Consider the following 17,706-nt stretch of genomic DNA (forward strand, 5'->3'; position numbering starts at 1 on the left):
AAATCCTTACCGTCTGGCATAAGCCAGACGGTTTATTGTTCACGGTTCATCCATTGCATCCGGGTAAGTATCATCACCAGGATAATCACGATCTATACCTGCATGCAGCTCATGATTCTCGTAATCGAATCGATTCGGTGAGCGCTGATCGATCCGCCAAGGCCTGTTCGTGCTAAGCGACTCCGCGAGGATCCGGTTAGACCCGTACGGGCCATCGGGAAACTCTTCGGCGGCAAGATCAGTTCGCTGGGATTCGACCGTTTTCAAGTCAGCATAGGGTTGGCGATTATCTTTAAACATAGGTACCTCCTGATGGCGGCTAATGTTTTACCGTCACAGTGTACCCGGGATTAGTCGGTAAAATTCACCGTTCCAACCACTAATTCTAAAAACTGGCGAAGATCCATCGCTTCCTCTTCCGTGAGCTTAAATGTGAATTCCAGGTACCCTTCCTCGTCCAGGTCATCCTGACCGACAATTGCAGTGCGGCCGCTTTGCAAATCGGTGATGAGCTTCTTGCCGTAGAACCGATTCGTCGATGTAAGTGCAAGATCGAATCGCTTCAGGTTCGGCGTGATGAACGTGACGAAGCGGGTCGAAGTGTCTTCCGTGGTATCGGACATAAAATCATAATCATTCATTTGCATCGAAATTCGCTCCTCTTCTAAACTCACTCTATCATAGCATCACTCTTTGGAATGGGGCAACGACACCATTAGGTACCTTTTGGCAAAATTGGATGTTGCCTTGCCATAGATGCTGTGCTATGATGTGAGCAATCAAATCGTTGTACGTGAGGAAGCACCTCTTTTCGCCATTTATTGGCGTTAGGGGTGCTTTTTTTGTTGTACGGCGACTTGCTGTGCGACGCACCTTACGCGACCGAGATGATACTACATACTACGGAGGTGTGCCTGCATGCAGGTCGTATTTTTGAACACATTTGAGAAAGCGGGAACAGATCGTGGGGTAGAGCAAGCGCAGCTATCTATCTGTGAGCAAAATGGCGTTTGGTCCGTTATTTGGACGGGGGCGGCTCCTGAGGAGCAATCGGTCTGGTTCGAGGGAGGGTCATGGGAGGAGATGATTACGGCATTCCGTCACGGCATTGCTGTTCGTATGGGAGAAGGATATGCGCCGCTCATTGACGGCATGCTTGAGGAGCGCCGCGGCTTGGATGAGAACGGCAGTCTCTATTCGATGATTCAATGCTACGGCGAGTCGAACCCGAATGAAGCCATCTTCGAAGCGCTGCGGGAATGGCGCCGGCGGGCAGCGGCTGCAGCCAAGAAGTCCGCATATCTTGTGGCGACGAACCGGATGCTCTGGATGATCAGCAGTTATGTTCCGCAGCAAGCGGATGAGCTTCTGCAAATTCCAGGCTGGGGTGAAACAAGGCAAGCGACTTATGGTGAGGAAGTGCTGGCGATTACGCAGAAGTTCGAGCGCCAGACGCATTTTCCTCTCGATTGGGTGGCTGAAGCACTGGACCCAAAGCAGTATACGGGCTGGATCTACAAGCAGAAGGAGAATAAATATAAAACGCAGATGGACCGCCAGCACCAGAAGCGAGCATTGCTTCAAGCTATTGCAGAAGGCAAAACAATTGACGAGCTACTAGCTGAGGTGGAGCTGCCGAGAAGGGATCTTATGGATCGGATCGAGAAGCTGGAGACAGAGGGTTACGATATGGAACCGTTAATTGAGAGAGAGCTGAGCCATATCCCGCCAGCGGAGCAGCAGCAATTATGGGATGCGCTGCTCACGATCGGGGACCGATATTTGAAGCCGGTGCTAAATCAAGTTTATGGCGAGGAAACGATGCAGGGAAGGGGCAAGCCGATCGATCAGCTGTATGACCGGCTGCGGCTCCTGCGGCTGCGTTATCGCCGCACGAACAGTGGCCGAGTGTCATAACGATAACGACGAAGGCCAGATCGGGTCCTCGTATTGAATGGCGGTCATGCTCTCGCAAGGCAGGCCGGTTTCGTAAGAGCGGTTGCCAATTAGCTGGACGGCCTCTTCTCGCAGTTGATTGCGGGAAGGGGCTTCACGGCTAGGTTCAGGCTGTGACGAATCGTCGGCCCGAAGCCAGAGAAGAACGGCGCGTACGACCGGAAGTGCTTCTTCCATTGCGATGTTCCACAACTCCCAGACACTCTCCGTATGTAAGGTTTTTCCGTCAGTCGGGTCAAGCCAAGGTCGTTGACTTTCATTCAATATATCAAGTGCCGGAAGCTCGCGTTTAAAGACGAATGGATCGATCTGACCGAACGTGACCAGTCGTTTAAGTCCAGTTGGATCGTAAAATAATTTCTGTGCCGCAATCATGTCGCGTATGGCAGCACGCCAGTCTTCACGCCGGATCCGTGCCGCCAGCGCCGGATAATGAACGGCTGCGATTTGCTCGAATGCATTCACAATTAAAGGCGGCAGCTCGCCGCGAATATCGATTTCTTTCCAAACTTCAGTCTTCCACGTTTCGACACCAAGCAGCTTTCGCACGATTAAGGTGTCCATCATAACTTCGAACCGCTGGTGATCCCACTTGCGCGATCCGGAGCGGCTGAACACATACGGATGCATGACGCGGTCCAGCAGATGATGCAGCAAGAAGCCAAGCGCATAGACGAGCGCAGGCTGCTGCTTCGATTGCGGCGCTGCTTGTCCTTCGAGCGGATCCAGCATATCCATAATGACTTCCCCGCAGTGATGCTGATGCATCTCTGATCCCAGCATGTTCATGCGGGTATCTTTCTTCCATGGCAGGAAGTTGTGGTAGAACAGAAAGTCGGGACCTTGACAGCCCATATTAAACATCTGTTCCAGGTGCGGGACTGCGATCAAATCCGCTTCCCCAAGTTCCTGCAGGCACTTCTGCCCGAATAAGAAATGCGTCCAAATATTCGGCACGTCAATCCTCCTAAGGACTCTATTGTTCAAGATTCGCTATCAAAGTTTAAAATTTTACACGAATTGAGTAGTATACTTGACCTAGCATATCTTGTATAATCAGTTGTAACGAGAAAGCAATCGAATTAAGTCGAAAAGGGGCGCTACACCCAATATGAAGGCCGAATATATTAATCCCTTTCTAGAGTCCGCCAAGATTGTTATCGAACAACTAATTCAGGTCAAACCTTCAACTGGCCAGCTCGGCGTCAAAGAAATTAAATATGTCGAGAATTACATATGGATTCAAATTGGCATTAACGGTCAAATGAACGGCGATATTGTATTTGGCTTAAGCGAGGAAGTAGCGCTCAAGATGGTTTCCGCAATGATGGGCGGCTTTGTCATTTCTGAGATGGATGAAATGGGCAAAAGCGCCATCTCTGAGCTTGGTAATATGATCAGCGGCAATGCCAGCACGATGTTGTTCAACCAAGGCGTAAGGGTAGATATTACACCTCCGAAAGTACTGCATTCCGCGCAAACTGCCGGTTTCAATGCATCGAAGGCTCTAACAATCCCGCTTATCATGGATGGCATTGGTGAACTTGATATTCAAGTACTAATTGCATCGTAACACGAGTCAAGCTCCCGGGGGAGCTTTTTTTCGTTTTCGGGCAGATTTTGCCTAATTGTCCCCATTGCAGTAAACTTAAGAGCGAAGGTGATTCGATTGTTGCATGGGAAAATTGTACTGATTACAGGCGCAGCGAGCGGCATAGGCGCTGAAACGGCGCGAATACTTGCGGCTTCAGGCGCTATTCCGATCATAACGGGACGAAGGCTGGACAAGCTTGAGCAAATGGCGTCCTCTCTTACTAGTACGTTTGGCTGCTACAAGCTGGATGTGACGAATTTTGACGAAATTGTTTCGGTTATGGATCAGGTGGTGCAGGATTATGGACGAATTGATGTACTGCTGAACAATGCAGGCTATGGGGTGTTTGAACATTTTGCAGATGCGCCCGTTGAACGATTCGCCGAAATGATGGACACCAATTATATGGGCATCGTTCGCTGCAGCAAAGCAGTGCTGCCGATTATGCAGAAGCAAGGCGGTGGCCATATTATTAATGTCGCTTCTATGGCAGGCAAGCTGAGCACTGTGAAGTCCTCGGGCTATGCGGCAACGAAGCATGCCGTTCTCGGCTTGACCAATGCGATGCGCGCTGAACTCGCGCCAATGAATATTGCTGTCTCGGCTATAAATCCGGGTCCGATAGATACGCCTTTTCTACATACGGCTGATCCGGAAGGTACATATGCAAACAACGTGCGTGGGTATATGCTGACACCGGAGCGGGTAGCAAGGGCGATTGTACAAATGATAAAGCGCAGGACGCCAGAGGTAGATTTGCCTTTATCGGCTTCTGTAGGAATAAAGGTGTATGGGCTGTTCCCAAGGCTTGCGGATCGAATTGCAGGCCGCTGGTTAAACCGCAAATAGTACGCTTGAACATGAGGAGATTTGATAAGAGTGACATGGGAAACATTGAAGCTGCAGCCGCAGCTGATCGAAACATTGAATAGCAACCAGATTGCTGCGCCGACCCCGGTTCAGGCGGCTACGATACCGGTACTGATGGAAGGGCATGACGTGTCTGCAAAGTCGCAGACGGGTACGGGCAAAACATTAGCCTACATGCTCCCTGCAATTGAGCGAGTGGACATATCCAACCAAGCGGTTCAGGTGATGGTGCTCGCTCCGACTCAGGAGTTGGCGATGCAAATTTTCCGGGTTGCCGAAACTTACGGCGAGCCGATCGGCGTAAAGACGCAGCAGCTAATCGGCGGCGCGTCGATGCAGAGGCAGGTGGAGAAGCTGAGGCTTCATCCGCATATCGTCGTCGGTACGCCTGGACGTATTCATGAGCTTGTGAACTCCGGCAAGCTAAAGCTGCACCAAATTCGGCTTGTCATTATCGACGAGGCGGATCAGGTGTTCAACCTCGGCTCCACGACAGAAGTGGAATCTCTGCTGCGCGGTATGATGCGCGATCGCCAGATCGCCTTCTTCTCCGCGACGCGTCCGCAGGCGATGGCGGAAGTGGAAGAGCGGTGGATGCGCGATCCGCAGCGGGTTGATGTGTCGCCAGATCAGCAGGCGGGCAAGCAGGTTTTGCATTATTTTGTCGTGAGCGAACGACGCGACAAGGTGGATACGGCAAGAAAGCTTATTCGGATGCTGAAGCCGAAATCCGCGCTGTTGTTCATCAATGAAACAGATGAAATTGCAAACTATGAAGCGAAGCTGAGCTATGAGGGCTTCACGGTGGAGACGCTGTACGGCGATGCGGACAAGCAGCGGCGTGCTGCGACGCTTGCGCGATTCCGCGACGGACGCTGCCAGCTGCTGCTGGCAACGGATGTGGCGGCGCGCGGGCTTGATATTGTTGACCTGCCGCTCGTTGTTCATCTTGATCCGGCACTTGATGCGGATCACTATGTGCATCGTTCCGGCCGGACGGGGCGGATGGGTAAACCGGGCACGGTTATTTCCATCGTGCTGCGCAATCAGTTGTTCATTATGGATAAATTCCGTAAGCAGCTCGGTATCGACCTGCAGGAGAAGACGATGTTCGCCGGGAAGCTTTGGAATCCCGGCGAAGAGCAGGGTGGCCGCGATTTTGGCCGCGGCGATAGCGCGCGCAGGCCGGGCGGCGGCAGCGATCGCCCGGCGACGACGGCTCGCGCAGCGGCGCCGGCGAGTCCGGGAAGCGGCGGCGGAGCTGCGAGCGAAGGCGCGGCGAAGCCAGGCCGCGCTGGAGCAGCGCCTCGCGCGGGCGCGAGCGTTGGTGCCAGCGGCAGGCAGAGCGGCGCTGGCGCAGGTTCGGCGAAGCCGACGAAGTCGAAGCGCGAGCAGGAACGCGAGCGCAAGAACAAAGGCGCGCCGAAGTGGCTGAAAGCGAAGCAGCAGGGCGAGCCGCAGTAATTTGAAAAAGACCGAAAGCACAATGATGATGTGCTTTCGGTCTTTTTTAGTTTTGTGAGTTTGGTGAGAAATGCTGAGAGCACACATACGTCCTCTCAGCCTCCAAAACCCCTGAAAAGTTGCACGAGAGCACATATATGATCTCTCAGCTGCGAAATGGGTAAACTAACAACCTCAACTGACACTGAGAGAGGATAAACCCTCTCTCAACACACAAAATGATGGGTACGGTGATCTGAGAGCGGGAAAGCCTCTCTCAGCGAAACAGACGGGACGAGTGGTGAGGCGAGAGTCGGTAAAGCACCTATGGCAATGGAATTCCTTGCTGCAGCCCCCGATATTCCTGCGGCGAGATACCTTCTTTGCTCTTGAACGTGCGGCTGAAATGCGCGCCGTCGTAGAAGCCTGTTGCATGGGCGATGGTTGTGATCGGCATCTCGGTCGTTTCGAGCAGCCGCTTGGCGTGTTCGACGCGGATTGCCGTAATGTAGTTGCCAATGGTAACGCCGGTTTCCTGCTTGAACCGATGATTGAGGTACCTCTCATTAAGCGAATAACGTGCCGCCACATCGGCGAGCTTAATCTTCTGCTCGGAGCGGCATAGCTCGTGCAGATCATTAATAACGGCGTGAATAAGCCGCTCATGCGCGCTGCGCCCCGCTTGCACGATGCCGTGATAGATACGAACAAGCACATGCAAGAAATGCAGTTTCACCAGCACGGAATCATGTCTCCCGAAGCTAAGATCCGCCATCATGGAGCGAAAATCCTGCTGCAGCCCTTGCAGCTGAAGCGGCTTCGTATCAAGCTCCAGCTGAGTAAACAAATCACGAATCGCCACGGCTAGCTCTGGCTTGTCCGCGTAGAAGCCAATGTAGTACAACTGGAATTCACCGTCCGCGCACGAGCTGTTGCGAAGTGTGTCCTGTACAAACAGCAGATCGCCTTGTTTGACATCGACGCTATGCCGATCCTGCTGCAAGCGAATACTGCCGCTAACCAAATAGGTGAACTCAAACATTCGTCCAGGCCCATTCCAGCCGCGCTTCTCCCAGAAGCCGCAGGAGTGAATACGGATATGGCTCCAATTGCTGTCAATGAGCTGGATTAATGATTCAAACTTTGGAAGAAGAAGGTTGTTTGCCATCATTCACTCTCCAATCATCTTACAATTATACAAATGGATTCAATCTTTTACAATCAAGATCAAGCTGTGAGCGTTATAGTAAGTGCAAGGATATACAAACACATGTTGAAGGAGCGAGAATATAAATGTTGACTAGCATGACGCGCGAACAAGAGAAAGCAGCTCAGGAATTTTACGAAGAGAATGGATATTGGGTAAGCGATGTTGTATTCACGCCGGAGGAAGTTGCCGAGATGCGTGCAGCACATGACCGCATCTGGACGAACGATTATGACGGTGATGGATTCCCGCTCTGGGAGTGGAAGCCGGACGATAAGCCGAACCGTCTTCGGAAGATCGATAACGCTTGGTGGATTAACGATGTCGTTAGAAACGTAGTAACAAGCCCGAAGCTTGGGAAACTGGCAGCGAACCTGATGAACTCGGAAGAAGCGCGCGTTTGGTATGACCAAGTGATCTACAAGCCGGGTACAGGCAAAGGCGAGCAAACGTCTGCCGGCAATGTAGGCTGGCACCAAGACTACATGTACTGGCAGTGCACAGATACGACGAACCTTGTTACCGCTTGGGTCGCGCTGCAAGATACGGATTTGAACAACGGCTGTATGTCGGTTATTCCTGGCTCGCACAAGTGGGGGCTGCTGAACTCGGACGGTTTCTTTAACGAAGAGCTGGAAGCAGTGAAGAAACAAATGGAAGTCGAAGCGAAGCCGTGGCGTGAAGAGCCGCTTATTCTGAAAGCAGGTCAAGTGAGCTTCCACCATTCGCTTACGATTCACGGTTCACGTCAGAACTTCTCCAATGATCCGCGCCTGTGCGTCGTCGGCCATTATTTCCCTAAAGGCATGGCTTATGAGAAGAAACAGAACGTCGATAACATCCGTTTGCTCGGTCCTCGTCCGAAGAAGGGCGATTTGTACAACAATCAATATTTCCCGTTGGCGTACTCGGCTAACGAACAGGCGTAACACGCATTCCTACTCGCTTTTTGCAGGAATATTGCTGTATTTTCGCTGGCTTTTGGAGTGGGGGGATTTGCATATTTTGGCGAATGAAATCGTTTTTTTTGGCAAACACCCCCTGAAACTCTTCACTGCTCCCCGAACGGTATGAGCGAAAGTAAAAAAACGGCAATGACCGTATTCGCGAGGAGAGTGGCACAACATGAAGAAAGCCATTTTGAAAAAGGCGGCAATTACGTCCGTAGCGTTACTAACATTGGCAGGTGGCGCGGGCAGCGCTTTTGCACACGGCAACGATAAAGGTCATGACAACGGCAAACATGATGACAAAAAAGATAAAAATAAGCATGAAATCAACCTCCAGTTCAAAGACGAGAAGGATCTGAAATGGGCGCTTGAGTACATCATCCGCTTGGCTTCCAAAGGCGTATTCAATGGTTATGAAGACGGTACGTTCAAGCCGCAGCAGAAGATCACTCGCATTGAGTCCATCGTTGCAGCTGTTCGTTTGATGGGCTTGAAAGATCAAGCGGAATCGCAAGCGGAGATGAGCACGAAGCTCAACTTCAAGGATGCTGACCAGCTTGCGAAGAAGTACCCTTGGGCTGTTGGTTATGTAGCGGTAGCGCTTGAGAAGGATCTGTTCACAGAGACTGATACTGTTATCCAAGCGGACAAGCCTGCAAGCCGTCTGTTCGCAGCGACTTTGCTTGTAAAAGCAATGGGTCTTGATGCAGAAGCGAAGGCAAAAGTGAACACCCACCTTGATTTCGAAGATGCTGACAAAATTCCAGCGGGCTCCGTTGGTTACGTTGCGGTTGCAATCGAGAAAGGTCTGATCGAAGGTTACGAGGATGGCACATTCCGTCCGAACCAACAAGTGACTCGTGCTGAGCTGGCTGCATTGCTTGGCCGTACAGACGAGCAGTTGCCAGAGAATGATAATGATGCAACAGCAATCACAGGCAAGCTGAAAGCAGCAGCTTCGGGCAACTCTATCACAGTTGTGAAGTCTGACAACAAAGAAGTGGCGCTTGCGCTCGATCCGAACGTATTTATCTTCCGCGACAATGTGAAGGTAGCGGCGACTGCGCTGAAAGCTGGCGATGAAGTGCTTGTTCGCACATACAACGGCAAAGTTGTGTTCATCGAAGTAACGAAGCTGGCAGCTGAACAGCCTGCGGTTACAAAGCAAGCGGGTCTATTCAACGCTTTCTCGCTGAATGCGCAAGGCGACATCGCAACGGTATCGATTACGCAAACGGTTAATGGTACAACAAACGCAATCGTATTGAATGTTTCTCCTGATGTTGCCATCGTTGGCGATGCGACTAAACTTGTTGTCGGTCACGCTGTTGAGCTTACTGTTATCAATAACATCGTTTATTCCATTAAAGTGCTGGCTTAATTGTAAGCCACGCACGATAGAAACCTCGCGCTTTGCCGATATGGCAGGCGCGAGGTTTTTTTTACGTGTTTACGGTCATTTTTCATTTTGCGTAAAATTTGGTAGTATCGGTGAGAGAAGAGGAGGTGCGCAGTAGATGGAATCCGTATTAACGGTAAAAGGATTAACAGGCGGATACAGTCCGCGCAGGCCGGTGCTGCATGATCTGTCTTTCGAGGTCGGAGCAGGCGAAATGGTTGGACTGATTGGCCTTAATGGCGCAGGCAAAAGTACCGCAATTAAACATATACTCGGCCTTATGCAGCCTCATAAAGGCGAAATTCGGATCGGCGGGCATACGCTTGCTGAACAGCCGGATACCTATCGCAGCTCGCTTGCTTATGTGCCGGAGTCGCCGCTCTTGTTCGATGAGCTTACGGTTGAGGAGCATTTGCGATTGACCGGGATGGCGTATGATGTGCCGGAGCCGGTATATGGGCAGCGGAGCGAGAGCTTGCTGGAGGAATTCTACATGACGCCGAAGCGCGGGGCATTCGCGGCACATCTGTCGAAGGGGATGCGGCAGAAGGTCATGATTATGAACGCGCTGCTCGCAAGGCCGTCGCTCTACGTCATTGACGAACCGTTCCTGGGGCTTGATCCGCTTGCGATTCGGTCACTGCTCGATAAGCTTGTCGAGGTGACGAGAGAGGGCTCGGCTGTATTCATGAGCTCGCATATTCTCGCGACGGTGGAGTCATATTGCAGCCGATTTATCGTGCTTCATCAAGGCGTAATTGTGGCGCAAGGCACGCTTCAGGATGTGTGCCGCGCGGCCGGCATGCCGGAAGACCGTAGTTCAGGCGTGCTTGAAGAGGCGTTCTATCGGCTTGTGACTAGCAAAGGCGATGGTAAAGGCGAGGCCGGAGGCGGGGGCATTCATCATGGAACGTTCGGTTGAGGCGCTGTGGCGCTCCCGGTCAGCTGCGTTCTGGAAGGAATCGATGCCGTACTTCCGCTATATGGCGCAGAGCGGGCTGCCGGGCGTGACCATTATGGCACTGCTCGCCGGCATAACCGGATATGGTATGCTGCTTCGCAATCTGCCGGCGAACTTCCCGGTCGTGCTTGTCGGCATCCTTGTGCTGACGCCGCTCATCTGCTGGAGTCCGCTTCGAACCTGGCTTCGCGAGGCGGACATCGTCTTCCTCGTTCCGCGCGAAGCGGAGATGCCCGCCTATATCCGGCGCTCCATGCGCTACAACGGAATGGCAGGCATAGCGGCGGTGCTCATAGGCTGCGCCGCGTATTTGCCGCTTTATCATGCCGGCGATGGGCGGACAAGCGCCATCGTTGTCGTGCTTGCCGTAATCGTAACGAAAATGCTGCAGATCACAGCATCATGGCGAGAACGGCAGATCGTTAACGCAGGCAGCCGCAGATTACTGCGCGTATTGCGCTGGGCTGCGATAGCTCTCGCAATAACGGGGCTGCTCAAGGGATCGCTGCTCATTTTCTTCGCGAATTGGTTTGTATTGCTCGCTGTGATTTATAATCGGCTGCCGCGCTATCCGATCCCATGGCTACTGCTGATCGAGGAGGAGAAGCGCACGCGCCGCAGATATACCGTGTTCTTCAGCGCTTTCGCCGATATACCAACCGAATCGGCCGGGGTCAAGTCCCGCAGGTATGCGGCTTGGGTGGCCAAGATGATTGCGTACCGCAAGTCTAATGCATTCTTCTATCTCTATACGCAGACGCTGATTCGCACGGAGCTTGGCGGCATTGTGCTGCGGTTAACGGCACTTGGCGTATTTACGGGCTGGCTTGCCGCATATGAAGCATTATGGGCGGGCTGGGGCTCCGCCGGCGTCTGTCTGTTGTTCGTATGGCTGACAGGCATTCAGTTAAGGGCGCTCGCGCAGGCGCATCGGCATTCGGTGTGGCGCCATGTCTATCCGCTGCCGGAAGCGACGCGCCAAACGGCTGTACTGCGCGTCGATCGCAGGGCTGCGCTGCTGTGCGCGTTGATCATCTGGCTGCCGCAAGGTATCTGGCTACTGCCGAATGGATATGCACCGCAAGCGGGAGCTTCGCTTGTCATAGCGCTGCTCTATATATTGTTTCTGCGTCCAAGAAGCCTGAAACGCAAGATGTTGGCCGATCCAGAAGAAGATTAGGATTAGACGAAATGAAAGTGGCAAGGGCAAGGTAGGGAATGATCCAATCCCCACTGCTGCCCTTGCCACTTTTTTTGGTTTATTTAGAGCTGAAGCGCTTGTTCGCTCTTCAGATTAATCCGGTATCCTTTAACGAGGATTTCGCCGTTCTGGACATCGGTGTTGTATGCTCGCTCAAAGCCGAGCCGTTCATACAAGCTCACCGCCGACGCCATCATATCCGACGTGTGCAGATTCAGCCACTCCGCGCCGAGGTGGAGGGAGCGTTTAATGGACTCGCGGATGAGTGCTGTTGCAACCCCGCGTCCCCGCTGATCTGGAGAGACAGCCAAGTACCGAATGATTGGGCCTGTTATGCCAAGTTCGGGAGCGCCGTAAGCGGCGGCAGAGGAGACAAACAGTTGGACCGAGCCAACGATTGTGTTATCCGACTCGGCTACAATTCGCGCTTCGGGTCCTTCCTGATCGAAGGAAGCAATAATAGATTGCCGATAAAGCTCCCATTTGTCAGCAGGCAGCACTTGTTCATATTGTCCATAGGCCGCTAACAGCACCTTCAGTACTTGCTCCCGGTCCTCATTCGTCACATCGCGTATCGTTAAAGATTCAATTGCACTCATCGTTGCAGCCTCCTTCATCTTCCCTTCGTCATGTTCCCACTTTAACCGATAATTCCGAGCGTTTAAATAGGATATTAAAAACTTCAATTCATCGATAGAAAGAAGCTATAAGTCCAAGCAGAAAGGATGAGATTACCATATCGTTGACGAAACGGCGAGAGTGCTATAGAATTTTGATTATAAATCCTAGTTTGTGAATCGGAATAATCAACTTTAGTGTGAAAAGGCGGTGCAACTTTTGAATATCGAGAATATGGAGGCTTTCGTATACGTCAATCATTACGGCAGCTTCAATAAGGCGGCCGACGTGCTCTACCTATCACAGCCTTCCGTGACGGCGCGGATTCAGTCACTGGAGCGGGAGCTGGATTGCAAGCTGTTTGACCGTCTAGGCAAGCAGATTGTGCTGACGGAGAAGGGCAAGCAGTTTCTCCCCTTTGCGCAGCAAATTATGCAAACCTTCCAGAAAGGCAAGCTCCAGATCCAGCAGCGCAAGACCATTCCTCACGAAATTCGGGTCGGCGCAACGGTCTCCGTCTCCAACTATATGCTCCCGGAACTACTGCCCAGGTTGAAGCAGCGTTATCCGGATATTCATGTCAAAGTCATTACTGCAACGTCGGATGAGCTTGTAAGCAAGCTGCATAACAAGGAGCTCGACCTTGCTTTCGTACGCAAAATCGTCCACCCCACGCTGCTTTCTGTCAAATTTTACGAGGATCCGATTCGGCTTTATGTGTATGAAGGCCATCCATTCACGAAGAAACAAGAAGTGTCTATCGCAGACATCGGCGTCCATCCGCTTGTCTTCTTCGAATGCGGTTCTCTCGACTGGATGAGGGTGCACCGCGCATTCGACAATCTTGCCGAGCAGCCGAATATAGAATATTTGGTCGACAATTCCGAGACGGCGAAGAAGCTTGTACTTGGGCGCGCCGGCATCTGCTTTCTGCCGCAGCTATGCGTCAGGCAGGAGGTAGCGAACAGGCAGCTGATTCCGATTGAGATTCCGGAGGTTAGCGGCATTACGCTGCAGACCAATCTGATTACGCGCGGCAATGAGCACTCATATTTTGTCGATACCTTCATCGAGCTTGGCAAATCATTGTTCGGTCCCATTGAAATAGAGGCGACATAGTACCGATTCATTTTGCAGAGTTGTATATAGAAAATCTCTATTGATGAGTCCATTGACTGAATCAAGGAGCGGATGCTAAATTAGGTGCAACAACAATTCCGATTAAATCAATTGGAATTATAAAGTTTAATAAACGGCCGAATCTACCATACTTGTGGCGGTTCGAATAACTCAAACCACAGTGGAGGTAGAAGGAAATGAAAAAGAAACTTATCGGCCCGACAGGATTTGCACTCGTAGCTCTAACGCTGGTGGCAGCAGGGTGCTCCTCAAATAACAATGCGAATACGGCAGCAAGCACGAACACTTCGAATGCGAAGGCGAACAATACAGCAAGCGCGAACAGCGATGCGGCGGCGACAGATAAAGTGGAGAAAATCGTTGTCGGCACAGGTACGCAGTTCCCGAAAGTATGCTTCATTGACGAGAACGGCAAGCTGACAGGGTTTGACGTTGAGTTGGTGAAGGAGATCGACAAGCGTCTGCCGGGTTATGAATTCGAGTTCCAAACGCTTGATTTCACCAACCTGCTGCTTAGCCTTGAGACGAAGAAAATTGATTTTGTCGCTCATGAGATGGAGAAGAATACGGAGCGTTCGGAGAAGTATCTGTTTAACAAAGTGCCTTACGCACATTGGAAAACAAAGCTGATCGTTGCGAAGGACAACAGCGAGGTTACGAAACTGGATGACTTGAAGGGCAAGAAACTATTGACTACCGCTACAAGCGCGGAAGCGACGCTGGCGGAGAATTACAATAAAGAGCACGACAATGCGATCAATATTGTCTATACGAATGGAGCAGCGAACGATACGGTTAGCCAGTTGACGAGCGGTCGTGTGCAAGCGACGCTTGGCGCGGACTTCACGCTCTCCCTTATTGATCCGAAGAGCGAACTGAAGGCTGTCGGAGATGCGCTTGAAGAAGCAGATGTGCTGTTCGTCTTCCGCAAGGACGATCCGAAGGAGCAGAAGCTGGCTGACGCCGTTGACGGCGCGTTGAACGAAATCAAGTCCGACGGCACACTTAGCAAGCTGAGCACAACGTGGCTGGGAGCCGACTATACGCAATAAATGAAAGGGCGGGAGAAGTATGGGCGCAACGTTTGATATCAGCTATGTGTTCCAGTTTATCCCGAAGCTGCTGCACACGCTTGGCACAACACTCTTCATCGTATTCGGGGCGTTGCTGCTCGGACTTCTATTCGGATTTATAGCTGCTCTGCCAAGACTGTATAAGGTGCCGGTATTGCAGCGGATCTCGCAGGTGTATGCGTCTTTCTTCCGAGGGACGCCTATCCTGATCCAGCTCTTCCTGTTCTATTACGGACTGCCTGAAGTGCTGAAGCTTGTTGGACTTGATCTAAGTAAAGCGCCGGTCCTCTTCTTCGTCATTCTGACCTATGGGCTGCACACCGGCTCGTATGTCTCGGAGACGATTCGCTCGGCGGTCACTTCGGTAGACCGGGGGCAGGTTGAGGCCGCTTATGCGATCGGAATGACAGGCTATCAATCTTTTACTAGAATCGTCATGCCGCAAGCGCTCGCGATTGCGGTGCCGGTGCTATCGAATGTGCTGATTGCGCTGCTGAAGGACACGTCACTCGCATTTACGCTCGGCGTCATGGAGTTGACAGGGAAATCGCAGACGCTTGCTTCGGTGACGAGGCATTTTATCGAGAGTTATATCGCGCTCGCGTTCGTTTATTTGATTATCAGCATTGTGCTCGAGCGGCTGCTTCTGGTGGCAGAGCGCAGGCTGCTGCGGCACGAGAAGCGCGAGGATGCCCCGGCATATAGCGCGTTTAGCCAAAGAAATTGGCAATCGCTATGGTCCCGGCTGCGCAGCCCGCGCAGCGTTCGACTTAGAGAGGAGGCGCAGAAGCCATGAAGCTGGATCCGGCTTTTATATGGACGGCGCTCGTTCAGCTGCTGTCCGCCATTCCGACGACTCTGCTCATTACAGCGGTATCCGTGCTTTGCGGCTTTGTCATCGGAACGGCTGTTGCCCTTATTCGCATCTATAAGGTGCCTGTGCTATATCCGATTGCGGTCTCCTATGTGACGTTCATTCGCGGCACGCCGATGCTGACGCATTTGCTCCTTATCTATTTCGGGCTTCCGATGATCGTTGACGGGCTGTGTTCGCAGTTTGGGCTAAGTTTCCGGTCGGCTTCGATACCGATGATAGATTTTGCCTTCCTTTCCTTCTCCATTACAGCAGGCGCGTACATGTCGGAAGTGGTTCGTTCCGGTCTGCTCGTGGTCAATCGCGGACAGATCGAAGCAGCCTATTCGATCGGAATGACGACGTCGCAAGCGCTGCGTCGAATTGTTTTCCCCCAGGCACTGGCTGCTAGCGTGCCGAACCTTGCGAATTCCGTCATCGGCATGCTGCATGCGTCAACGCTTGCTTTTACGGTATCTGTCGTTGATATCAACGCCAAGGCGCAGATCGTCGCATCGACGAACTGGAAGTTTTTTGAGGCTTACTTGGCTGCAGCGATATTGTTCTGGGGCATGACGGTGATCATTGAACGGTTCGCCGCGATCCTTGAGAAACGCATTAATCTGTACAACCGAGGTGGAGTCGCATGATTAAGCTGACAGGCATATCCAAGTCGTTCGGCAAGCAGCAGGTGCTGAAAGGCATCGACCTGCAGGTGAATAAAGGCGAAGTCGTCGTCATTCTAGGTCCAAGCGGCTCGGGCAAAACGACCTTGCTCCGATGCATTAATTATCTGGAGAGGCCGAGTGACGGGCATATCGAGATTGGCGATTTCGCTGTCGATTGCAAGACGGCCCATAAGCGGGAGATCTACGAGCTTCGGCAGAAGAGCGCGATGGTATTCCAGCATTATAACTTGTTCCGTCATAAGACGGCGCTCGAGAACGTGATGGAAGGACTTGTCATCGTACAGAAGCTTCCGAAGGACGAAGCGCGCCGCCGGAGCATCGAGGTGCTGGAGAAGGTAGGACTCGGGGCAAAGCTGGATGCGTATCCAAGCCAGCTCTCCGGCGGGCAGCAGCAGAGGGTCGGCATTGCCCGTGCGCTGGCGCTGAATCCCGAAGTCATTCTGTTCGATGAGCCGACGTCGGCGCTCGATCCCGAGCTGGTCGGCGAAGTGCTGGCGGTTATCCGCAAAATAGCGTCAGAAGGCATTACGATGATTGTTGTTACGCACGAGATGGGCTTTGCAAGAGATGTCGCCAGCCATGTCGTGTTTATGGACGAAGGCGTCATCGTGGAGGAAGGCACGCCGAAAGAGATTTTCCGCATGCCGAAGGAAGAGAGAACGAAGCAATTTCTGAAACGGATTATGCCAGAGCCGGCTTATTCCATCTAAGCGAGCAGGGGGAATGTACGATGGCGATTCAGTTAAGTATTTTGGACCAAACGATCATCTATCCGGGCGTGACCGCGACGACCGCCTTTCAGCATACGATTGCGCTGGCACAGCGCGCCGAAGAGATTGGTTATCACCGATTCTGGGTGTCGGAGCATCATGATTCCGGCTTTGTCGGCGGATCATCGCCGGAGGTGCTGATCTCGCATTTGCTCGCCAAGACGTCGAGCATTCGCGTCGGCTCGGGCGGCGTCATGCTGCAGCATTACAGCCCTTATAAAGTGGCGGAGAACTTCAATGTATTGTCAGCGCTGGCACCGGGGCGCGTTGATCTTGGCATCGGCCGAGCGCCGGGCGGCCTTCCGCGTTCGACGCAAGCCTTGCAGCGCGGTGTTCAGAATGCGCCATCGTTAACCGAGAAGATCGAGGAGCTTGGCGCTTTCATTCACGGCACGCTTGCGGAGGATCATCCGCTTCACGGGTTGACCGCTTCGCCGAAGCCGGAGGTTCCAGCTGAGCTGTATGTACTCGGCACGAGTGTAGGCAGCGCTGAAATTGCAGCGAGCTTGGGGCTCCCTTATGTATTCTCTCAATTTATTAATAGCGATGAGAAAGTTGCGCTTGCAGCATTCGAGGCTTATAGGACGCAATTCGATCGTTCCTTCGGCCGGGAGCCGTTGCCGATCTTTGCACTAGCAGCGATTGTAGCGGAAACCGACGAGGAAGCTGTCGCGCTTGCTGGCGAACATACGCAGGTAAAGATTCATTTGGAGAGCGGAAGAACGCTCACGGTTGGTACTGTCGAGCAGGCGGAAGAATACGGACGTCAGTCGAATGAGAAGTACCGCATTGAAATAACGAAGCCCGAAGTGACGAAGGGCAGTCAAGAAACGGTTCGTAATCGGTTGCTTGAATTGCAGCAAAAGTATGGCGTCGACGAGTTCATCGTGACGGCTGCAGTGCCTGATTTCGAGAAACGGATTCGGTCATTCGAGCTGCTGAAGGAAGCTTTCGCGGAAGTGTCCGTTGCCGGCTGAATGGA

General features: G+C 52.4%; 19 protein-coding genes. 14 read left to right on the forward strand and 5 right to left on the reverse strand.

Annotated features, from left to right (window positions below):
• Positions 1-39: 39 nt before the first annotated feature.
• The gene (locus AC0YNX_RS16810) at positions 40-300 is read right to left on the reverse strand and encodes a hypothetical protein (RefSeq protein WP_475816852.1); all 261 of its coding nucleotides are present in this window, start codon (positions 298-300) and stop codon (positions 40-42) included.
• 50 nt (positions 301-350) lie between these two features.
• Positions 351-647, reverse strand: coding sequence for a DUF3055 domain-containing protein (locus AC0YNX_RS16815; RefSeq protein ID WP_475816853.1), 297 nt, complete (start codon positions 645-647; stop codon positions 351-353).
• Between the two features lie 271 nt (positions 648-918).
• Here AC0YNX_RS16815 and AC0YNX_RS16820 point away from each other — a divergent pair, with 271 nt between their 5' ends.
• Positions 919-1,917 carry an HRDC domain-containing protein gene (locus tag AC0YNX_RS16820; protein WP_475816854.1) on the forward strand — a complete coding sequence of 333 codons (999 nt, stop codon included), beginning with the start codon at positions 919-921 and terminating at the stop codon, positions 1,915-1,917.
• Here the strand turns inward: AC0YNX_RS16820 and AC0YNX_RS16825 are convergent.
• Complete coding sequence (locus AC0YNX_RS16825; protein WP_475816855.1) at positions 1,912-2,913, reverse strand: zinc dependent phospholipase C family protein; 1,002 nt, start codon at positions 2,911-2,913, stop codon at positions 1,912-1,914. The genes AC0YNX_RS16820 and AC0YNX_RS16825 overlap by 6 nt on opposite strands.
• Before the next feature lie 154 nt (positions 2,914-3,067).
• On the opposite strand from AC0YNX_RS16825, the gene AC0YNX_RS16830 reads away from it, so the two are divergent.
• The 3 genes from AC0YNX_RS16830 to AC0YNX_RS16840 all read left to right on the forward strand — a co-directional run bounded on the left by AC0YNX_RS16830 (position 3,068) and on the right by AC0YNX_RS16840 (position 5,884).
• On the forward strand, positions 3,068-3,529 hold the full coding sequence (locus AC0YNX_RS16830; protein ID WP_475816856.1) for a chemotaxis protein CheX: 462 nt from the start codon (positions 3,068-3,070) through the stop codon (positions 3,527-3,529).
• A gap of 96 nt (positions 3,530-3,625) precedes the next feature.
• The gene (locus AC0YNX_RS16835) at positions 3,626-4,399 is read left to right on the forward strand and encodes an SDR family NAD(P)-dependent oxidoreductase (RefSeq protein WP_475816857.1); all 774 of its coding nucleotides are present in this window, start codon (positions 3,626-3,628) and stop codon (positions 4,397-4,399) included.
• A 30-nt stretch (positions 4,400-4,429) separates the two neighbouring features.
• Positions 4,430-5,884 carry a DEAD/DEAH box helicase gene (locus AC0YNX_RS16840; RefSeq protein ID WP_475816858.1) on the forward strand — a complete coding sequence of 485 codons (1,455 nt, stop codon included), beginning with the start codon at positions 4,430-4,432 and terminating at the stop codon, positions 5,882-5,884.
• A 304-nt stretch (positions 5,885-6,188) separates the two neighbouring features.
• Here AC0YNX_RS16840 and AC0YNX_RS16845 read toward each other — a convergent pair whose 3' ends face one another.
• Positions 6,189-7,034, reverse strand: a complete 846-nt coding sequence (locus AC0YNX_RS16845) for a helix-turn-helix transcriptional regulator (RefSeq protein ID WP_475816859.1) — start codon at positions 7,032-7,034, stop codon at positions 6,189-6,191.
• 122 nt (positions 7,035-7,156) lie between these two features.
• On the opposite strand from AC0YNX_RS16845, the gene AC0YNX_RS16850 reads away from it, so the two are divergent.
• The 4 genes from AC0YNX_RS16850 to AC0YNX_RS16865 all read left to right on the forward strand — a co-directional run bounded on the left by AC0YNX_RS16850 (position 7,157) and on the right by AC0YNX_RS16865 (position 11,560).
• The gene (locus tag AC0YNX_RS16850; protein ID WP_475816860.1) at positions 7,157-7,999 is read left to right on the forward strand and encodes a phytanoyl-CoA dioxygenase family protein; all 843 of its coding nucleotides are present in this window, start codon (positions 7,157-7,159) and stop codon (positions 7,997-7,999) included.
• 196 nt (positions 8,000-8,195) lie between these two features.
• Positions 8,196-9,401, forward strand: coding sequence for an S-layer homology domain-containing protein (locus AC0YNX_RS16855; RefSeq protein ID WP_475816861.1), 1,206 nt, complete (start codon positions 8,196-8,198; stop codon positions 9,399-9,401).
• A 136-nt stretch (positions 9,402-9,537) separates the two neighbouring features.
• Positions 9,538-10,341 carry an ABC transporter ATP-binding protein gene (locus AC0YNX_RS16860; protein ID WP_475816862.1) on the forward strand — a complete coding sequence of 268 codons (804 nt, stop codon included), beginning with the start codon at positions 9,538-9,540 and terminating at the stop codon, positions 10,339-10,341.
• On the forward strand, positions 10,289-11,560 hold the full coding sequence (locus tag AC0YNX_RS16865) for an ABC transporter permease (protein ID WP_475816863.1): 1,272 nt from the start codon (positions 10,289-10,291) through the stop codon (positions 11,558-11,560). Before AC0YNX_RS16860 ends, AC0YNX_RS16865 begins: the two co-directional genes overlap by 53 nt.
• 83 nt (positions 11,561-11,643) lie before the next feature.
• On the opposite strand, the gene AC0YNX_RS16870 is transcribed toward AC0YNX_RS16865, so the two are convergent.
• The gene (locus tag AC0YNX_RS16870; RefSeq protein ID WP_475816864.1) at positions 11,644-12,180 is read right to left on the reverse strand and encodes a GNAT family N-acetyltransferase; all 537 of its coding nucleotides are present in this window, start codon (positions 12,178-12,180) and stop codon (positions 11,644-11,646) included.
• A 238-nt stretch (positions 12,181-12,418) separates the two neighbouring features.
• Between AC0YNX_RS16870 and AC0YNX_RS16875 the strand changes: the two genes are divergently transcribed.
• The 6 genes from AC0YNX_RS16875 (at position 12,419) to AC0YNX_RS16900 (ending at position 17,701) form a co-directional block, all read left to right on the forward strand.
• Positions 12,419-13,318 (forward strand): LysR family transcriptional regulator, encoded by a 900-nt coding sequence (locus tag AC0YNX_RS16875; protein WP_475816865.1) that lies wholly within the window; start codon positions 12,419-12,421, stop codon positions 13,316-13,318.
• A 197-nt stretch (positions 13,319-13,515) separates the two neighbouring features.
• A complete protein-coding gene (locus tag AC0YNX_RS16880) occupies positions 13,516-14,391 on the forward strand; it encodes a transporter substrate-binding domain-containing protein (RefSeq protein ID WP_475816866.1) in 876 nt (291 codons plus the stop codon).
• 19 nt (positions 14,392-14,410) lie between these two features.
• Positions 14,411-15,208: an amino acid ABC transporter permease gene (locus AC0YNX_RS16885; RefSeq protein ID WP_475816867.1), complete on the forward strand. Its 798-nt coding sequence runs from the start codon at positions 14,411-14,413 to the stop codon at positions 15,206-15,208.
• Positions 15,205-15,915, forward strand: a complete 711-nt coding sequence (locus AC0YNX_RS16890; protein WP_475816868.1) for an amino acid ABC transporter permease — start codon at positions 15,205-15,207, stop codon at positions 15,913-15,915. The genes AC0YNX_RS16885 and AC0YNX_RS16890 overlap by 4 nt, the downstream gene beginning before the upstream one ends.
• Positions 15,912-16,664: an amino acid ABC transporter ATP-binding protein gene (locus tag AC0YNX_RS16895; protein ID WP_475816869.1), complete on the forward strand. Its 753-nt coding sequence runs from the start codon at positions 15,912-15,914 to the stop codon at positions 16,662-16,664. The genes AC0YNX_RS16890 and AC0YNX_RS16895 overlap by 4 nt, the downstream gene beginning before the upstream one ends.
• A 20-nt stretch (positions 16,665-16,684) precedes the next feature.
• The gene (locus tag AC0YNX_RS16900; RefSeq protein WP_475816870.1) at positions 16,685-17,701 is read left to right on the forward strand and encodes an LLM class flavin-dependent oxidoreductase; all 1,017 of its coding nucleotides are present in this window, start codon (positions 16,685-16,687) and stop codon (positions 17,699-17,701) included.
• Positions 17,702-17,706 lie beyond the last annotated feature (5 nt).

The sequence above is a fragment of the Paenibacillus sp. J31R98 genome, from assembly GCF_056269245.1.